Annotated in this window: 14 protein-coding genes, 1 pseudogene and 1 riboswitch; of the genes and pseudogenes, 8 read left to right on the forward strand and 7 right to left on the reverse strand. The window is 39.4% G+C overall.

What is annotated here, in order from left to right:
* The first annotated feature begins 147 nt into the window (after positions 1-147).
* The 5 genes from C8270_RS09355 (at position 148) to C8270_RS09375 (ending at position 7003) form a co-directional block, all read left to right on the forward strand.
* Positions 148-1797 carry a M20/M25/M40 family metallo-hydrolase gene (locus tag C8270_RS09355; protein ID WP_106496571.1) on the forward strand — a complete coding sequence of 550 codons (1650 nt, stop codon included), beginning with the start codon at positions 148-150 and terminating at the stop codon, positions 1795-1797.
* Positions 1798-2100: 303 nt separating this feature from the next.
* Entirely contained in the window at positions 2101-2916 is an 816-nt protein-coding gene (locus C8270_RS09360) for a ZIP family metal transporter (RefSeq protein WP_106496572.1), read from the forward strand.
* A complete protein-coding gene (locus C8270_RS09365) occupies positions 2913-3161 on the forward strand; it encodes a hypothetical protein (protein WP_158701682.1) in 249 nt (82 codons plus the stop codon). The genes C8270_RS09360 and C8270_RS09365 overlap by 4 nt, the downstream gene beginning before the upstream one ends.
* Before the next feature lie 40 nt (positions 3162-3201).
* The gene (locus C8270_RS09370) at positions 3202-5379 is read left to right on the forward strand and encodes a DNA topoisomerase III (protein ID WP_106496574.1); all 2178 of its coding nucleotides are present in this window, start codon (positions 3202-3204) and stop codon (positions 5377-5379) included.
* 148 nt (positions 5380-5527) lie between these two features.
* Positions 5528-7003, forward strand: a complete 1476-nt coding sequence (locus C8270_RS09375) for a Na+/H+ antiporter NhaC family protein (protein ID WP_106496575.1) — start codon at positions 5528-5530, stop codon at positions 7001-7003.
* A 71-nt stretch (positions 7004-7074) separates the two neighbouring features.
* Here C8270_RS09375 and C8270_RS09380 read toward each other — a convergent pair whose 3' ends face one another.
* The 4 genes and pseudogenes from C8270_RS09380 to C8270_RS09395 all read right to left on the reverse strand — a co-directional run.
* Positions 7075-9147, reverse strand: a complete 2073-nt coding sequence (locus C8270_RS09380; RefSeq protein WP_106496576.1) for a thioredoxin domain-containing protein — start codon at positions 9145-9147, stop codon at positions 7075-7077.
* Between the two features lie 397 nt (positions 9148-9544).
* On the reverse strand, positions 9545-9793 hold the full coding sequence (locus tag C8270_RS09385) for a hypothetical protein (RefSeq protein ID WP_106496577.1): 249 nt from the start codon (positions 9791-9793) through the stop codon (positions 9545-9547).
* Complete coding sequence (locus tag C8270_RS09390) at positions 9781-10194, reverse strand: hypothetical protein (protein ID WP_106496578.1); 414 nt, start codon at positions 10192-10194, stop codon at positions 9781-9783. The genes C8270_RS09385 and C8270_RS09390 overlap by 13 nt, the downstream gene beginning before the upstream one ends.
* Positions 10195-10580: 386 nt before the next feature.
* Positions 10581-10712 (reverse strand): annotated as a pseudogene (locus C8270_RS09395) (DUF255 domain-containing protein); the annotation flags it as partial.
* A 534-nt stretch (positions 10713-11246) separates the two neighbouring features.
* Positions 11247-11347, forward strand: a riboswitch (purine riboswitch).
* Between the two features lie 159 nt (positions 11348-11506).
* Between C8270_RS09395 and C8270_RS09400 the strand changes: the two are divergent.
* Positions 11507-12802: an NCS2 family permease gene (locus C8270_RS09400; protein ID WP_106496580.1), complete on the forward strand. Its 1296-nt coding sequence runs from the start codon at positions 11507-11509 to the stop codon at positions 12800-12802.
* Between the two features lie 51 nt (positions 12803-12853).
* Positions 12854-13096 (forward strand): hypothetical protein, encoded by a 243-nt coding sequence (locus tag C8270_RS19940; protein WP_158701683.1) that lies wholly within the window; start codon positions 12854-12856, stop codon positions 13094-13096.
* A gap of 69 nt (positions 13097-13165) precedes the next feature.
* On the opposite strand, the gene C8270_RS20270 is transcribed toward C8270_RS19940, so the two are convergent.
* Both C8270_RS20270 and C8270_RS09405 read right to left on the reverse strand, forming a co-directional pair.
* On the reverse strand, positions 13166-13315 hold the full coding sequence (locus tag C8270_RS20270) for a hypothetical protein (protein ID WP_199794667.1): 150 nt from the start codon (positions 13313-13315) through the stop codon (positions 13166-13168).
* 162 nt (positions 13316-13477) lie between these two features.
* Complete coding sequence (locus C8270_RS09405; RefSeq protein WP_106496581.1) at positions 13478-13888, reverse strand: YmaF family protein; 411 nt, start codon at positions 13886-13888, stop codon at positions 13478-13480.
* Between the two features lie 224 nt (positions 13889-14112).
* Between C8270_RS09405 and C8270_RS09410 the strand changes: the two genes are divergently transcribed.
* Entirely contained in the window at positions 14113-14562 is a 450-nt protein-coding gene (locus C8270_RS09410) for a flavodoxin domain-containing protein (protein ID WP_106496582.1), read from the forward strand.
* Between the two features lie 506 nt (positions 14563-15068).
* Here the strand turns inward: C8270_RS09410 and C8270_RS09420 are convergent.
* On the reverse strand, positions 15069-15677 hold the full coding sequence (locus tag C8270_RS09420) for a C39 family peptidase (RefSeq protein ID WP_106496584.1): 609 nt from the start codon (positions 15675-15677) through the stop codon (positions 15069-15071).
* Positions 15678-15778 lie beyond the last annotated feature (101 nt).

The raw sequence follows: 15778 nt of genomic DNA on the forward strand, positions 1-15778 counted from the left end.
GTGGATTATCTGAATTAGTTTTCATTTTTGTATAAACCCTTCAATTAAATGAATTTTTTGATTTTTGGCCTTTCAACTACTGCTTTAAAAGCGTATATTAGAGCTACATATAATTTCACAAAAATATTTGAAAGGGGTTGACCATTTATGCTGCAATGTCGTGATGACGTATTAGCGATTACAAAACAATTGGTGAGTATTGAGAGTGTGGTAAATACACATGGTGAAAAAGTTATTGCTCACTCTCTCTATACATTAATTACATCTTTTCGTTATTTTACAGAGAATCCATCAAATGTAACCATTGAGCAAACGACCAATGATTATTTGGAGCGATATAATGTTATGGCGTTTGTTAAGGGTACAAAAGGAACTAGTAATCGTACTGTGATCCTGTTAGGGCATATGGATACGGTAGGGGTTGATGACTTTAATCAATTAAAAGATTATGCCACATCTCCTGAAAAATGGATGGAAAAAGCTAAAGATGAAGATTTACCACCTTCAGCAAGGGATCAATTGGAATCAGGGGATTGGTTGTTTGGCAGGGGTGTGCTTGATATGAAAAGCGGTGTGGCCAGTCATCTTTACTTGTTAAAGTATTATTCTGAGCACCCAGAGGAATTGGAAGGGAATATTGTTTTTGTATCAGAATGTGATGAAGAAGATGGTTCACACGGTATATTATCCGCATTGAAAACGTTGAAAAATTGGAAGCATGAGCATCACTTTGATTATGTTGCCTGTATTAATGCTGATTTTGTATCGCCAAGATATGAAGGGGATGTAAATCGTTATGTTTATAAAGGAACGGCAGGTAAATTATTGCCATCGTTTTTCATTACGGGGGCAGAAACACATGTCGGATCATGCTTTGAAGGATTTGACCCGAATTATTTAGCTGCAGAACTGACGAAACAAATTAATTATAATCCGGATCTTTGTAATGAGGCGAGGGGGGAAATAACGGTACCGCCTGTTGCATTGAAACAAATGGATTTAAAGCCAACATATACCGTACAGACAGCGCTATCTGCATATACGTATTATAATTTTTTCATCCATTCATGGTCACCGAAAGAAGTACTTGAAAAATTAAGGGAACAGGCGCATATCGCTTTCACAAACGCGCTTCGATCATTTGATAAGCGTCACCGGCAGTTTTCTTTGCAAAGTAATCAGCCGTTTCATGAATTACCTTGGCAGCCACGTGTGTTTTTGTATGAAGAAATGGAAGAATTACTGATAGAGACGCACGGGGAAAAATTCGTCGAGCATATGAATACATTTAAACAAGGACTGATGGAAGATGAGACACTTGACACCAGAATGTTCGCTGCCCGAGTTGTAGAAGAGGCTTGGAAATGGATGGAGGACAAAAATCCGACCATTATCCTGTTTTATTCATCATTATATTCGCCAAGAGTTGAACTAACTGGGGATACTGATAACGAACGTGTTTTAATTGATGCACTTGATGAAGCAGTTCAGCGGATACAGCCATACTATGCCTATCCAATCGTTACGAAAAACTTTTTTCCGTATATTTCGGATATGAGTTTTGTTGCGTTAAGTGATAAGCCAGAGGAAATTGAGGCGGTAATAAGCAACAATCCTAGCTGGGGAACAAAACATTATGTCGAATACCAGGACATCCGTGATTTAAATGTCCCAGTAATTAACATTGGTCCATATGGTATTGATGCCCACAAAAAATTGGAGCGGATGGAGATGACCTATTCACTTGAAATAGTTCCCAATTTGATTCATACAGTCATCCGGGGTGTGTTGGATTGATTAAGGGCAATTTGAAGTGATTTCTGCTGATGCTGCGCAAGTTATCGATGTGCGCGACTTTAGGGTGATGTTGTGCGAGCTTCTGTCCGAGATGCGTGACTTTAGCCGATTGCCACACGAGTTCGGCTGAAACCTGCGCGGCACACTTAGGTCGTTGGTTAAATTTTGCTGCTCTTATCGTAATAAGCCGTAAAGTTGACATGTAAATAGCGGTGTTTTATAGTTTGTTTTACCAAGGGAAACATTTATGTGTTAAGTGAATATAGTGGTGGGTGAACACATATAAAGGAGTGAACCAACATCATGATCGATTATTTTTTAGAGTTGGATATTGTTGTTCAGGTTACAATTGCAACACTGTTTACATGGGGAATGACGGCACTTGGAGCGGCAGTTGTTTTTACCAGTAAAAATATGAATCAAAAATTTCTTGATGGTATGCTAGGATTCGCTGGTGGGGTTATGATTGCTGCGAGCTTTTGGTCATTGCTGGCACCGGCACTGGAGATGGCTGAAGATGGACCATTACCAGGCTGGATTCCTGCTGCAATCGGATTTTTGCTTGGTGGACTTTTTCTATGGGGTGTTGATAAAGTCATTCCACATTTACATCCGCCAGACCCAATGGAAAGCGCAGAGGGAATTAATCCGGAAAAGAAAAAACGGAGTACATTGCTTGTGTTCGCGATTACGTTGCATAACATTCCAGAAGGGCTTGCAGTCGGTGTAGCTTTTGGTGCGGTAATGGCCGGTTTTGACTCAGCATCGTTGGCCAGTGCAGTTGCCTTAACGATTGGAATTGGGATTCAGAACTTCCCTGAAGGTGTAGCTGTTTCTATGCCGTTAAGACGTGATGGCATGTCCCGTAAGAAAAGTTTTATGTATGGACAGTTTTCTGGCATGGTTGAACCTATATCAGCAATCATTGGTGTGCTTGCAGTTTCTTTTATTCAGCCATTATTACCGTATGCATTAAGCTTCGCAGCTGGCGCAATGATTTTCGTCGTAGCCGAGGAAGTTATTCCAGGCTCACAGGAGGAAGGAAACAAAGATTTAGCATCACTAGCGTTAATGATCGGATTTACCGTAATGATGATATTAGATGTTGCGTTAGGATGAGCGAACATGTCGGCTCATCCTTTTTGCGTTACCAGCGCGAGAACATCAACCGGAGACCGGGAACATCAACCCGAAAACGAGAACATCGACCGGAGAACGAGAACATCAACCGGAACGCGAGAACATCAACCGGTGAACGGAAACATCAACCCGAAAACGAGAACATCAACCGGAGACCGGGAACATCAACCCGAAAACGAGAATATCGATCGGAGCGCAGAAACATCGACCATATGATAAACTAGTATTAGTATATATTGAGTTTTAAAAGAGAGGATTATTTACATGAGTAAAACAGTTGTATTAGCAGAAAAGCCTTCTGTTGGCAGGGACATTGCTAGAGTACTTCATTGCACGAAAAAAGGGAATGGGTACATGGAAGGCTCCACTCATATTGTAACGTGGGCATTAGGGCATTTGGTGACGCTTGCCGATCCGGAAGTATATGATGATAAATATAAAACATGGAAGCTTGATGATTTGCCAATGCTTCCTAATCATTTGAAATTGGTCGTGATGAAAAAAACAGGTAAACAGTTTAATGCAGTGAAAACGCAACTAACTCGAAAAGATGTAGGCGAAATTGTCATTGCAACCGATGCAGGGCGTGAAGGAGAACTTGTTGCTCGTTGGATTATTGAAAAGGCACGTGTTCATAAGCCTGTTAAGCGGTTATGGATTTCATCAGTGACAGATAAAGCAATTCGTGACGGATTTAAACATCTAAAGCCAGGTCGTAATTATGAAAATCTATACGATGCCGCTGTAGCTCGGTCGGAAGCGGATTGGTATGTTGGATTGAACGCAACACGAGCATTGACAACGAAATTTAACGCCCAATTATCCAGTGGACGTGTCCAAACACCAACACTAGCAATGATTACAGCGAGGGAAGAAGAAATTCGATCATTTAAACCGGAAAAATTTTATGGAATTGAGGCTAGTACTAGAAAAGGTTTTAAACTAACTTGGAAGGATGCGAAAAATAACAGCCGAACTTTTTCTAAAGAGAAAGCAGAAAAATTACTCACTGAACTGAAAAATAAACCGGCAACAGTTGTTAATGTTGATAAATCATATAAAAAGAAATTTGCACCACAGTTATACGACTTAACTGAATTGCAACAAGATGCAAACCGGATTTTCAATTTTTCCGGAAAACAAACGTTGTCCCTCATGCAAAAATTATATGAACAGCATAAAGTGTTGACATATCCACGAACAGACTCACGGGTGATTTCGACGGACATTGTTCCTACATTAAAAGATCGTGTGAAAGCATGTGGGGTTGATCAATATGCCAAGGCTGCAGGGAAAGTGTTAAAACGCGATTTGAAGTTATCTAAATCTGTAGTTGATAATGCCAAGGTTTCGGATCACCATGCTATTATTCCAACAGAGCAGCCGGTCATGTTAGCTGATCTAAATGACAAGGAACGAAAAATCTATGATCTTGTTGTGAAACGCTTTTTGGCAGTATTGTCAGATCCATATGAGTATGAGCAAACGACCATTGAAGCTCAGATAGGTAATGAACGTTTTACAGCGAAGGGCAAAATTGTTAAGAAACAAGGCTGGAAGGAAATTTATGACCGTAGTGTGACGGATGATTCAAATGATGACGCTGGTGATCAGCGCCTTCCTGTAATTGAAAAAGGAAATACGTTGTCAGATTTGCGTGTGATGATGACAAGCGGGGAAACGAAACCACCAGAGCGTTTCACGGAAGGTGCCTTACTACAGGCAATGGAAAATCCTGTTCGCTATATGAGTAAGGACGAGAAACATTTGGCAGGTACAATCAATAAAACAGGTGGGCTTGGTACAGTTGCCACCCGGGCTGACATTATTGAAAAGCTGTTCAACAGTCAATACATGGAAATGAAAGGAAAACATATCTTTATCACATCAAAAGGCCGACAGCTGCTTGATCTTGTGCCAGAAGATTTGCGCTCCCCAGCATTAACTGCGGAATGGGAACAAAAGCTAAGTGCAATTGCTGAAGGAAAACTGAAGAAAGACCGCTTCATTGCTGAAATGAAAGGTTATGCCAAAGAGGTTGTGCACGAGATTAAAACAAGTGATGCAACATTTAAACACGACAATATGACAGGAACAAAATGTCCAGAGTGTGGCAAGCTCATGTTGGAGGTCAACAATAAACATGGACGCATGCTCGTTTGTCAAGATCGCTCGTGTGGACACAAGAAAAATATCGCTAAGCACACAAATGCCCGCTGCCCAAATTGTCACAAGCGCATGGAATTACGCGGTGAAGGGGAAGGTCAAATGTTCACATGTAAATGTGGGCACAGGGAAAAACTTTCAACGTTTAATGAACGGAAACAGCGTGAGAAGAAAAATAAAGTATCGAAAAAAGATGTCAATAAGTATTTGAAAAAACAAGATGATGGTTTTACAAATAATGCATTGGCTGAGCAACTGGCCAAGCTTAAAAAATAAGATAGAAGGATCCTCTGCGTTTGCAGGGGATTTTTTTATGTATCCACTTATACATAATTCACTATATTCAAAATATAATATAGACAAGTGATAATAGGAAGCATTATCACCTGGTATTAAAATTTGGGGAGATTGGAGGGGAGAAGAGATGTCGAATAGTCAAGAAGAATTGGCGCGCGCCACTGGAACGAAGCGAATTGATAAGTTAGATTTTCATACTGGTGCTTTTGGTGCTGCTGTTCCATTGATATTTTTTGTTGTCTGGGCAATCACAACAAGTGTTTTGCAAATGTCGTCGGAAATTGGACTGGTAATGGGTGCGGTTCTCGGGCTGACACTTGGATTATTTTTTTGTAAGAGTAAATGGGCAGATTATGCGCAAGGTTTGTTCGATGGTTTAGCTCAACCGGTTGGGGTCATTGCAATGGTAGCGTGGTTTTACGCTGGTATGTTTGCACAAATACTGCAGGTTGGCGGATTAGTTGAAGGACTTGTCTGGATTGGAGCTGTAACTGGATTAGAAGGTGGACTATTTGTTGCATTAACCTTTTTACTAGCATCAACATTTTCAACTGCGGTTGGTACTGGCTATGGTACAACGGTAGCTTTCTGTACGTTAATGTATCCAGCTGGAATTGCGGTTGGTGCTGATCCCGTAATGCTTTTTGCAGCTATTTTAGCCGGTGCTGTTTTTGGGGATAACTTGGCACCAGTATCGGATACAACCATTGTTTCTGCTACGACACAGGATGCCGATGTACCTGGTGTAGTGAGAAGTCGTTTCAAGTATGCAATTGTCGCTGCAATCCCTGCAGTCATTCTATTTGCTATTTTTGGCGGAGGTGGAACGGTAGAAGCAGATCAGGCGGCATTGACCGCAATGATTGACTCGACAAATCCAAGTGGGTTGATCATGTTGGTGCCGTTTGCTATTGTTCTTATTCTTGCATTAACAGGGCAGCATTTGATCACATCATTGACATGGGGAATAGTGGCTGCTGTACCACTAATACTGCTGTTTAATTTAGGAAAGATTGGCGATATTATTAGTTTCAACCCGGATTCCGATGCGATTGTTGAAGGTGCTTTAATTGATGGTATTGCCGGGTATATTAATATGGCCATTCTTATCCTTTTAATTGTTGCCGCAGCTCATTTATTACGTTTAGGCGGGACAATGGAAGCTATTACTAGAGGCTTGGTGAAATGGATTAAAAATTCTATTCGTCGTGCTGAACTTGCCATTTGGGCGATCGTTGCTCTCTTGAACAGTGCGATTACGATTAACACAGCAGCGGAAATTGCTGCAGCACCTTTCGTTAAAGAACTTGGTGAAAAATATAAAATTCACCGCTACCGACGAGCAAACATGCTTGATGCGGTAACATCAGCACTAGGATATATTTTCCCTTGGGGAGCACCAGTTTTATTGGGATGGTCAACGATCAAACTTATGCAAGAGACATATTCGTGGTTGCCGGTTGTAGAACCCACTGCTGTGTTCCCGTTCGTTTTCCAAGGTTGGTTCCTTGTAGTTGTCATGTTGATTGCTGCAATAACAGGCTGGGGACTACGTTATCAAGGGAAAAATGGAGAAGAATTGAAAGAGCAGCCGAAAGAATAGATCGTTGTTTTGAGGCTAAAAGTGAAAACGAATGAAGAACTTGTTACATGTTCTTCATTCGTTTTTTGTTGTTAATCTACATCTCGCCAATCTGTTATATTTCGCAATGCTTCTTCCATATCTGTCGTTGGTTGCTGGCAAGCAAAATTTTCACAAACGTAGACTGTTGTTTTGTCATCTATTTGTTTGTACGCGGTGGCAAACGGTGCTATTTCAGCAAACCCTTCCGCCGTTTCACCTGCTAATATTGTGACAGTGGGGAGAAATTGCTTCTGAAGTCGTGTTAACAGTTTCACTCGACCGGGGTCATTTTCCGCACCGAGTATGACCACTTCTTTTGTCGGATTTTCGGTTAACAAGAGACTTTGCAGGAATTGTGTACTACCAGGCGCATGCCGTTCAATATCATCATAAAACGTGGCGTACATTTCTTCCGTCTTATCAAGGTAGTTTGTCTCCCCCGTTAAAAACCCGATCCGAACAAGCATCATCGCTGCAACACTATTTCCCGATGGTAAGGCACCATCATAAATTTCTTTTTCACGTGAAATTAGTTGCTCACTATCATTTCCATTAAAGAAAAACCCGCCATTTTCCTTGTCCCAGAATAAGTCGATCATGTCATCAGCAAGGTTTTGCGCCTTTTGTAAGTAATCCAATGAAAATGTTGCGTCATACAACTCGATATAGGCCCATAATAGAAAGGCATAATCATCGATGTAGCCATTGTATTTCACTTCGCCATCGCGATAACGTGCCTTTAACCGATCATCTTGGAAAAGTTTGTCCTCAATAAATGTGATTGCCCTTTCCGCTTTTGATATATACTGCTTTTCGTCAAAAACTTTGCCTGCTTTGGCTAATGCAGCAATCATTAAACCATTCCAAGAAGTTAAAATTTTATCATCAACGTGTGGGTAAACCCTTTTTTCACGCATCTCTAAAAGTGATTCCCGAGCTTGTTCTAATTCGTTTTGCAATGATTCATAGCTAAGGTTATTCTCTCGGGCAAATTCCTTAACATTGGTGTTGATTAAGTTCGGAATATTTTTCCCTTCAAAATTTCCATAAGGTGTCAGGTTATAAACAGCAGCGTATAAATCGCCAAGGTCCTCACCAAGTACATCAAATATTTCTTCGTACTCCCACACATAATATTTTCCTTCTTCACCTTCTGCATCCGCATCGATTGCAGAATAAAATGCACCCTCCGAACTCGTCATTTCCCTTTCGATGAACGCAATGATTTGTTCCGCAATCTTTTTATAAAATGGATCCTGTGTAATCTGAAAACATTCGGTAAATGTCATTAACAGAAGCGCATTATCATAAAGCATTTTTTCAAAGTGGGGGACAAGCCATGCCCGATCTGTCGAATATCGGGAAAAACCAAAGCCGACATGATCATAAATCCCACCATCTGCCATGGAATGCAATGTTTTTTCGACCATGTCAAGTTCTGCTTTATTTTTTGTAAAATGATAGTAACGCATTAAAAATAGCAAATTCTGAGGAGCGGGAAATTTTGGTGCCGCCCCAAATCCACCGTATTCCATATCAAACATCCTGCCGAGTTGATCATACGCCTCCTCTGTGCTAGCTAATGTCAGGCGCTTATCACTTTTCGCAGCTACACTTTTTTGTAATGCATCCGTCACACTTTCCGTTACTTCTTGAATATGTGCCGGATCGTTCGTATACTTTTGTTGGAGCTGGGTAAGTGCCTCCATAAGACCAGGCCTGCCGTATTTGCTTTCTTTAGGAAAATAAGTTCCAGCATAAAACGGAATTTTATCTGGTGTCATAAAAATGGTAAGCGGCCAACCACCTTGACCGGTCATCATTTGGCATACTTTCATATAAACCGAATCAACATCAGGACGCTCTTCACGATCGACTTTTATTGCGATATAATGTTCGTTTAACATAGCTGCAACTTCATCATCTTCAAATGATTCGTGGGCCATGACATGACACCAATGACAAGTTGAGTAGCCGATAGAAAGGAAGATTGGTTTGTTTTCACTTTTAGCTTGTTCAAATGCTTCTTCACTCCAAGGATACCAGTTAACTGGATTATGAGCGTGCTGGAGTAGGTATGGGGATTTTTCATGGATTAATTGATTAAGATTATTATATTGCATACGCTTTAGCCTCTTTCTCCTATATATTTCACATTAATAATTATTACCAAGTGAATGAATTATAATGTAACATAGTGGGAACTGCATGATGATTTCGACCTTACTTTGGGGATTATTAAATAAGTAACTTTACAATTCAAACCTACTATCTAAAAAAATAGAATCGTTTTGAATAAAATTTCTGGAAGTAAAATCTCCTTTAAATTGTATACTTGAGGTATTGACTATTTAAGTAATTGGTAAGTTTTTTATAGAATTTTTCCGTTGTCTTTACTGTTGTTAACTAATACCTAATTTTCAATGATGTGTGCATAATCATTAAGATGTTTTAAATCTGGATATAAAAATAAAAGAGAGTCTATTATTAAGAAAATTAGACTCTCCTTCATTTTTATATTTATCGAACTAAAAAGCGTTCCATTTCTGTTTCACTCAATTCTACGGGAGTGATTCCATTTTTTTTACAATAATCATGTAAAGCACGAACCTTTACTCGTGGTTCATTAGAAGGATGTGGTATAGCGAAAACACCATCTGGAAAATTATTATCAAATTTTTTCATTTGACTTATCATTTCCTTTTCACCGACCTTTTTTATATTATACCCTGTTTCTGTCGGGATTAAAACATCAATTACTTTTTCCACCACTTAACACCTCCCGAAAAATATTGTTTTGCTAAATCTAGCGCCACGTTATCTGCAATCATCATATTCTGTCCATAGGTAGAGACAGCACCTAAGTCCTGATAAAAGTCTATTTTAGAAGTTTTTGAAGTTAATTCAACAAAACCTTCTAGTCCTTTATCTAAACTATACTGACATGCAAAAGCAACCAAACATCTGCCTACCCCAATATATTTCCGATTAACATTTTCTCTTTTGTTCACCAATTTTTTATTATGCGGAGCTGATTCTATAATCTCTAGATCAACACAGCGAAAAGCTTCATCATAATTAGGTTTTAGGGCAATTAAACCTTGAATCATATCTGGGTATTCTTCTGTAACAATACCGTAAATTTCAAAGGAATGCGTTAAAGTTTTCAACCAATTAAAAGCCCAATTACCTTTAGGTGAATATTTTTTTCAATGATTTCGTTACGTTCGACTTTTTTAAAGTAACAATCTACTAACAGATTTGTTTCCACATTAACAATCATTATTAAATCTCTTTTCTATTATTCTATATTTATTGTAACATATTGTTAGAATATTACGTATGAAGTTTTATGAGAGTTCTTATAAAATAAGAATTTAGACTATGTGTAAAAATTTATACAGAAAGTTATTCGCGAGGTTATTTTGATTTGATAGGTTAGCATTTGGCAAAGAGTTATATCTATAACAATAAATTAAAGTGTTGTAAAAGGGGCATTTCATAATACAATAAAACTATGAATTTTGGAGATAAATCATCGGGGATGATTATACAAATGTGCCATTAATGGGCAAGTTAAGTAGCCAATCGAAAGAAAAATAGGTTTATTTCCACGTTTCGTTTTTTCAAATGCTTCCTCACCCAATGGATACCAATTAACTGGGTTATAGGCATGTAAATAGCGCACAGATAGTTTTCATAAATTTCTTAAGGTCATAACTTATATGAAGGAGAGGGTAATATTAAAGATGCAAGAAAATTCATTAAATTCATTTTTGGTGAAAGTAGAAATGATCTTGCTTTTTTAATCACATTTGTTATTGCACTCCCCATAGCGGTCGTAATTTTTAAACAAATTGAATTTGCTCCTTTTTATAGAGGGGTTTTGTTACTTATTCCAATCATCCTAGTATTATGGGTGGCTTTCAGGGGAATGGAACATGTTATTAAAAAATTATTGGGGAGAAAAAATATTCAAGTTAAGAGTGGGTACTTATATTTGGTAATTTTTATTACTGCGGGTGTAGCGTCATTACTATGAATAAGTATGAAGCATAAATATATCCCGTCTTATAGTCCTTTTCATAACGGCTTAAAAAAGACTACATGTCCACTCTCCAAGTTAAGCCGTGTCATGGATTTTTGTAGGTGTCCAATATGTAAAAAAACCACAATTCCATTGACGTCTTGATTCAAACTTGATATTATTTTTCTATTGTTTTAAAAAAGAATAGTTATACCTTGTATAAGTTCAAGAATATGGCTTGAACGTTTCTACCAGCTACCCTAAATAGCTTGTCTACAAGGAATGGGAAATAGATGATATTTTTTATTCCTTTTGCAGATAAAACTTTGGCATGCTTGTGGCCAAAGTTTTTTTATATCTCGTGGAAATAATAAAATGGAATGGCTGTGGCAACCTAACTACGGAATCATTCGCGTCTATTCTTCAATTTAGCAGAATAGGGAGATACGAACATCATGAAAAACTTTTTTCATTTTACAGATCGGAATACGTCATATAAACAGGAAACACTCGCAGGGCTAACAACTTTCCTTTCCGTGGCTTATATTTTAGTTGTTAACCCACTTATCCTTAGTCAAGCTGGGATGGATAGGGGGGCTGTTTTTACCGCAACTGCTTTAACTGCTATCATCGGTACACTACTTATTGGTTTACTCGCTAACTACCCAATCGCTATTGCGCCTAGTATGGGATTGAATTCATTCTTCACTTTTTCCGTTTGTATCGGGATGGGAATCGAATGGCAAGTTGCCTTAACTGGTGTCTTTATTGCTGGGGTCATTTTTGTGTTATTAAGTTTAATGAAAATCAGGGAAAAGATAATTAATGTCATTCCACAAGACTTAAAATTTGCCATTGCCTCTGGAATAGGGTTTTTCATCGCATTTATCGGGTTGAAAAATGCGGGGATTATTGTTTCTAATCCAGACACATTCGTTAGCGTCGGGGATTTAACATCTCCCATGACAGCACTTGCGGTAATTGGCCTCATCCTAACCGTGTTTATGATCGTAAAGGGAATCAATGGGGGAATTTTTTACGGAATCGTGATTACAACCATTATTGGGATGATTGTTGGGTTAATTAAGGTTCCATCATCTATTGTTGGCAAGATACCAAGTCTTGAGCCAACGTTTGGTGAGGTGTTTTTACATTTTAATGATATTTTCACCCCTGAAATATTGGCAGTCATTTTCACTTTTTTATTTGTTGCCTTCTTTGATACAGCTGGTGCATTAATTGGGATTACCAGTCAAGCGGGAATTATGAAAGGTAATAAAATTCCAAACATTGGAAAGGCACTGCTGGCTGATTCATCAGCTGGTGCAATTGGGGCTATACTGGGAACATCAACCCCAGCAACTAGCGTTGAATCTTCTGCTGGTGTTGCGGTTGGAGGACGAACAGGATTTACGTCTATCATTATTGCTGCTTGTTTTGCGATTGCTTTATTCTTTTCTCCTATTCTTTCAGTTATAACTGCCGAAGTTACAGCGCCTGCATTAATCATTGTAGGTGCATTAATGGCGATGCAAATAAGCAAAATAAACTGGAGTAAAATAGAGGTTGTGATTCCATCTTTCATGACGATTATCATGATGCCCCTTACCTCTAGTGTGGCAACAGGCATTGCATTTGGATTTGTTCTTTATCCACTATCTTTAATAGCACAAAAACGTTTTAAAGAAATTCACCCAATTATGTACGTGTTATGTTTGTTGTTTATTTTGTACTTTGCTTTTGTAGCATAGAAAGTAAAAATAAGAGACCCAAAAAGGATCTCTTATTTCATAATAGTGTTTTTGACATTGCGTGTGCTGCACCAGCTGAATTGGTTTTCTTCCAATCATTTCATTGCTTCATTAGTTGTTTCTGTAACAGCAACGATAGTTATTGACGCATTTGCATACGCAGTTAAATGCTACATGATATACTTTGCCCGACAAGTAACAGGCGCAGTAGCATTAATGACCATCGATATATTCATCGTGCATAAGATGGCGCCATTGAAGCACGTTACGGTACGAATCAAGCTGCAATGCTAACAGGTTTATCCTATGGCAGCGCGTTAGTATCAGTCCGAACCCATAGGATATCAATCAAATCCGAATTCCTTATGTACGATCTTCCTCGTCAGCAACGATTTCAGCAATTTTACTTGCGATCCAACGTTTTGCGGTAGTTTCATCAATATCATAAGTTTTTCCTGCTCGTAATAAATCACCATGATATGCTGTTTGAACGTTCATTTTAACTTTTACCATTAGAGTGTCTCCTTTAATGTCGTATAAGAAATGTTTATATTAATACGACAATCTACCATATAATTATAACGATTTTTAATTGTGTTGGCTATATTTTCAACTGGCTAATGGTTAGGCAGGAGTATTTATCGTGGATCCATACTCCTACCTCAGAAGGACAGGTCAACTTTTAGATGCTGCCGTAAACCCCTTAATAACATGTACATGCCCATCATTTTCAGTCGTCTTTATCTCAGCAAAATGAATATGATAGCCATTAGGTAACGGAACTGGTGGGCTTGTGTATGCCTCGTAATAGTGAATATGGTCATCCTCAAACGTGGTATTTCCCCAAATTTTATGAACGTGACCTTCCTGCGTTTCAATTGGTGCACTTGTTACACCAGGATGTAAATGAGTATGCCCGTCATTACAGGAGGTCGCCCCATAATGAGCGTGCGTATGTCCTTTTTTCCCTTCGCTTTCTGTATGTTCCATCTCATTTCGTTGTCCGGGAAAATAACCGTGTTGTGAATACGTGTGAATCGGATGATAAGGCCCATAACCTGGAAACTGTCTCATATCATAATACATTGCTCACAACTCCCTTAATTTTATTGCAGTCACCAATAGGCTATGGCATATTATCTTGTACTGTGACAATCAAAAGGTTTTAAATTGCTCAGTAGAATTCATAAGTTTGTCACAATAATTTTGTTTAATTTGTGAACAATAATTGTATTAATTGAAAGTAATTCTCATTATCAAGTAGAATATAAGTAGAATATAAATCAATCAAGCTCCAGGAGATGATTTTAATGGCCAAAATAATTATGATGGATGCAAGTATGACAGGTAGCACTGAAATGATGGCAGATGCCATTGCTGATTATATAAAAAACGCAGAACATGAAATAGTAAGAAAGTCCTTTGATTTTGATCCGATCGATGTCCAAGAATTATTGGATTACGATGGAATATTAATTGGATCTTATACATGGGATGATGATTTGCCATATGAGGTGGAGGACTTTTACGAAGAACTGGACGATGTTGATTTAACAGGAAAACTAGTTGGAGTCTTTGGCTCTTGTGATTCATTTTATGATTCCTATGGTGCTGCACTCGAAACAATTGCCGCTAGGGTACCCAAAATCGGCGGAACAATGTATGGAGAAAAGTTAAAAGTTGAACTGGAACCAAATGATGAAGATATTGAACATTGTAAACGTTTTGCTGCAGGTTTCTTAGAGGAACTAGCAAAATAAGTTAATGAGGATGCGCGACTTTTTCGTCCGGCCGAGAAGTAGCTCACCCGGGCGAAAAAGTCGCGCACTCGGGCGGAAAAGTCGCGCACTCGGGCGGAAAAGTCGCGCACTCGGGCGGAAAAGTCGCGCACTCGGTCCGAGAAGTCGCGCACTTGGGCCAGGAAGTCGCGCACCCGGGCGAAAAAGTCGCGCACTCGGTCCGAGAAGTCGCGCACTTGGGCCAGGAAGTCGCGCACTCGGGCGGAAAAGTCGCGCACTCGGTCCGAGAAGTCGCGCACTTGGGCCAGGAAGTCGCGCACCCGGGCGGAAAAGTCGCGCACTCGGTCCGAGAAGTCGCGCACTTGGGCCAGGAAGTCGCGCACCCGGGCGAAAAAGTCGCGCACTCGGTCCGAGAAGTCGCGCACTTGGGCCAGGAAGTCGCGCAGCCCTTGGCCAAGTTTGTGCACTCAATCGGGGGGGCGTGCTCCCAACCCGTGCTAATATAGAAGCACCGCGACTATCCCAACTCACTTATCCAGTGTCACAGCGCGCTTTCCCATAGATGCCCAATTTCGCTCAAACAATGTCCTATCATAATGTTCCTCTTTTCCTGTATATGGATCATTTACTGTTACGTGATCGTCATTGAAACCTGTAATAACAACAGCGTGTTCATAACGGTGCCATTCAATCGTATTCCCACTGTCGTCGTTCCATGTTTTGCTGTGGAACGTTTTGTTTTGCTCGATTGTTGTCCACGCCATTACTGGTTTTCCTGATCTTACTATATCAAGTAGCATGTTAAAATTTTGTCCAGTCAAATCGATTCCCTTTCCGGGCATAAATTTTTCAATTGTTACTAAAATAGGTTTTTCAAACACACCAAAACTACCATCATCGGAATAAGGATCCCCAACGAATTGTTTATTTGGATTTGCCCCATACCAAACACCGTCTAGTAATCGTACTTTTTCCCCTTTAGGAAGTTTAGCTACTACATCAAATTTGTCTACCTGTTTACCACCCCAATTCAATAACATGGCCAATGCTGTTGCCTCACAACCAGTAGGGAGCTCAGGGTGTTGATTCAATGTTGGTACTTCGGAAATTTTCACAAAAGCATGCTCATTTACCATTTCGCATTCCCCCTCTTAACTTCACTATACTATATTCTCACCCGTAAATCCTATTCCCGCTGATGAAAAAATATCATCCCCAATCTCATATCAATAGTCCA

This window comes from Lentibacillus sp. Marseille-P4043, from assembly GCF_900258515.1.
In the GTDB taxonomy this organism is placed as follows: Bacteria; Bacillota; Bacilli; order Bacillales; family Amphibacillaceae; genus Lentibacillus_C.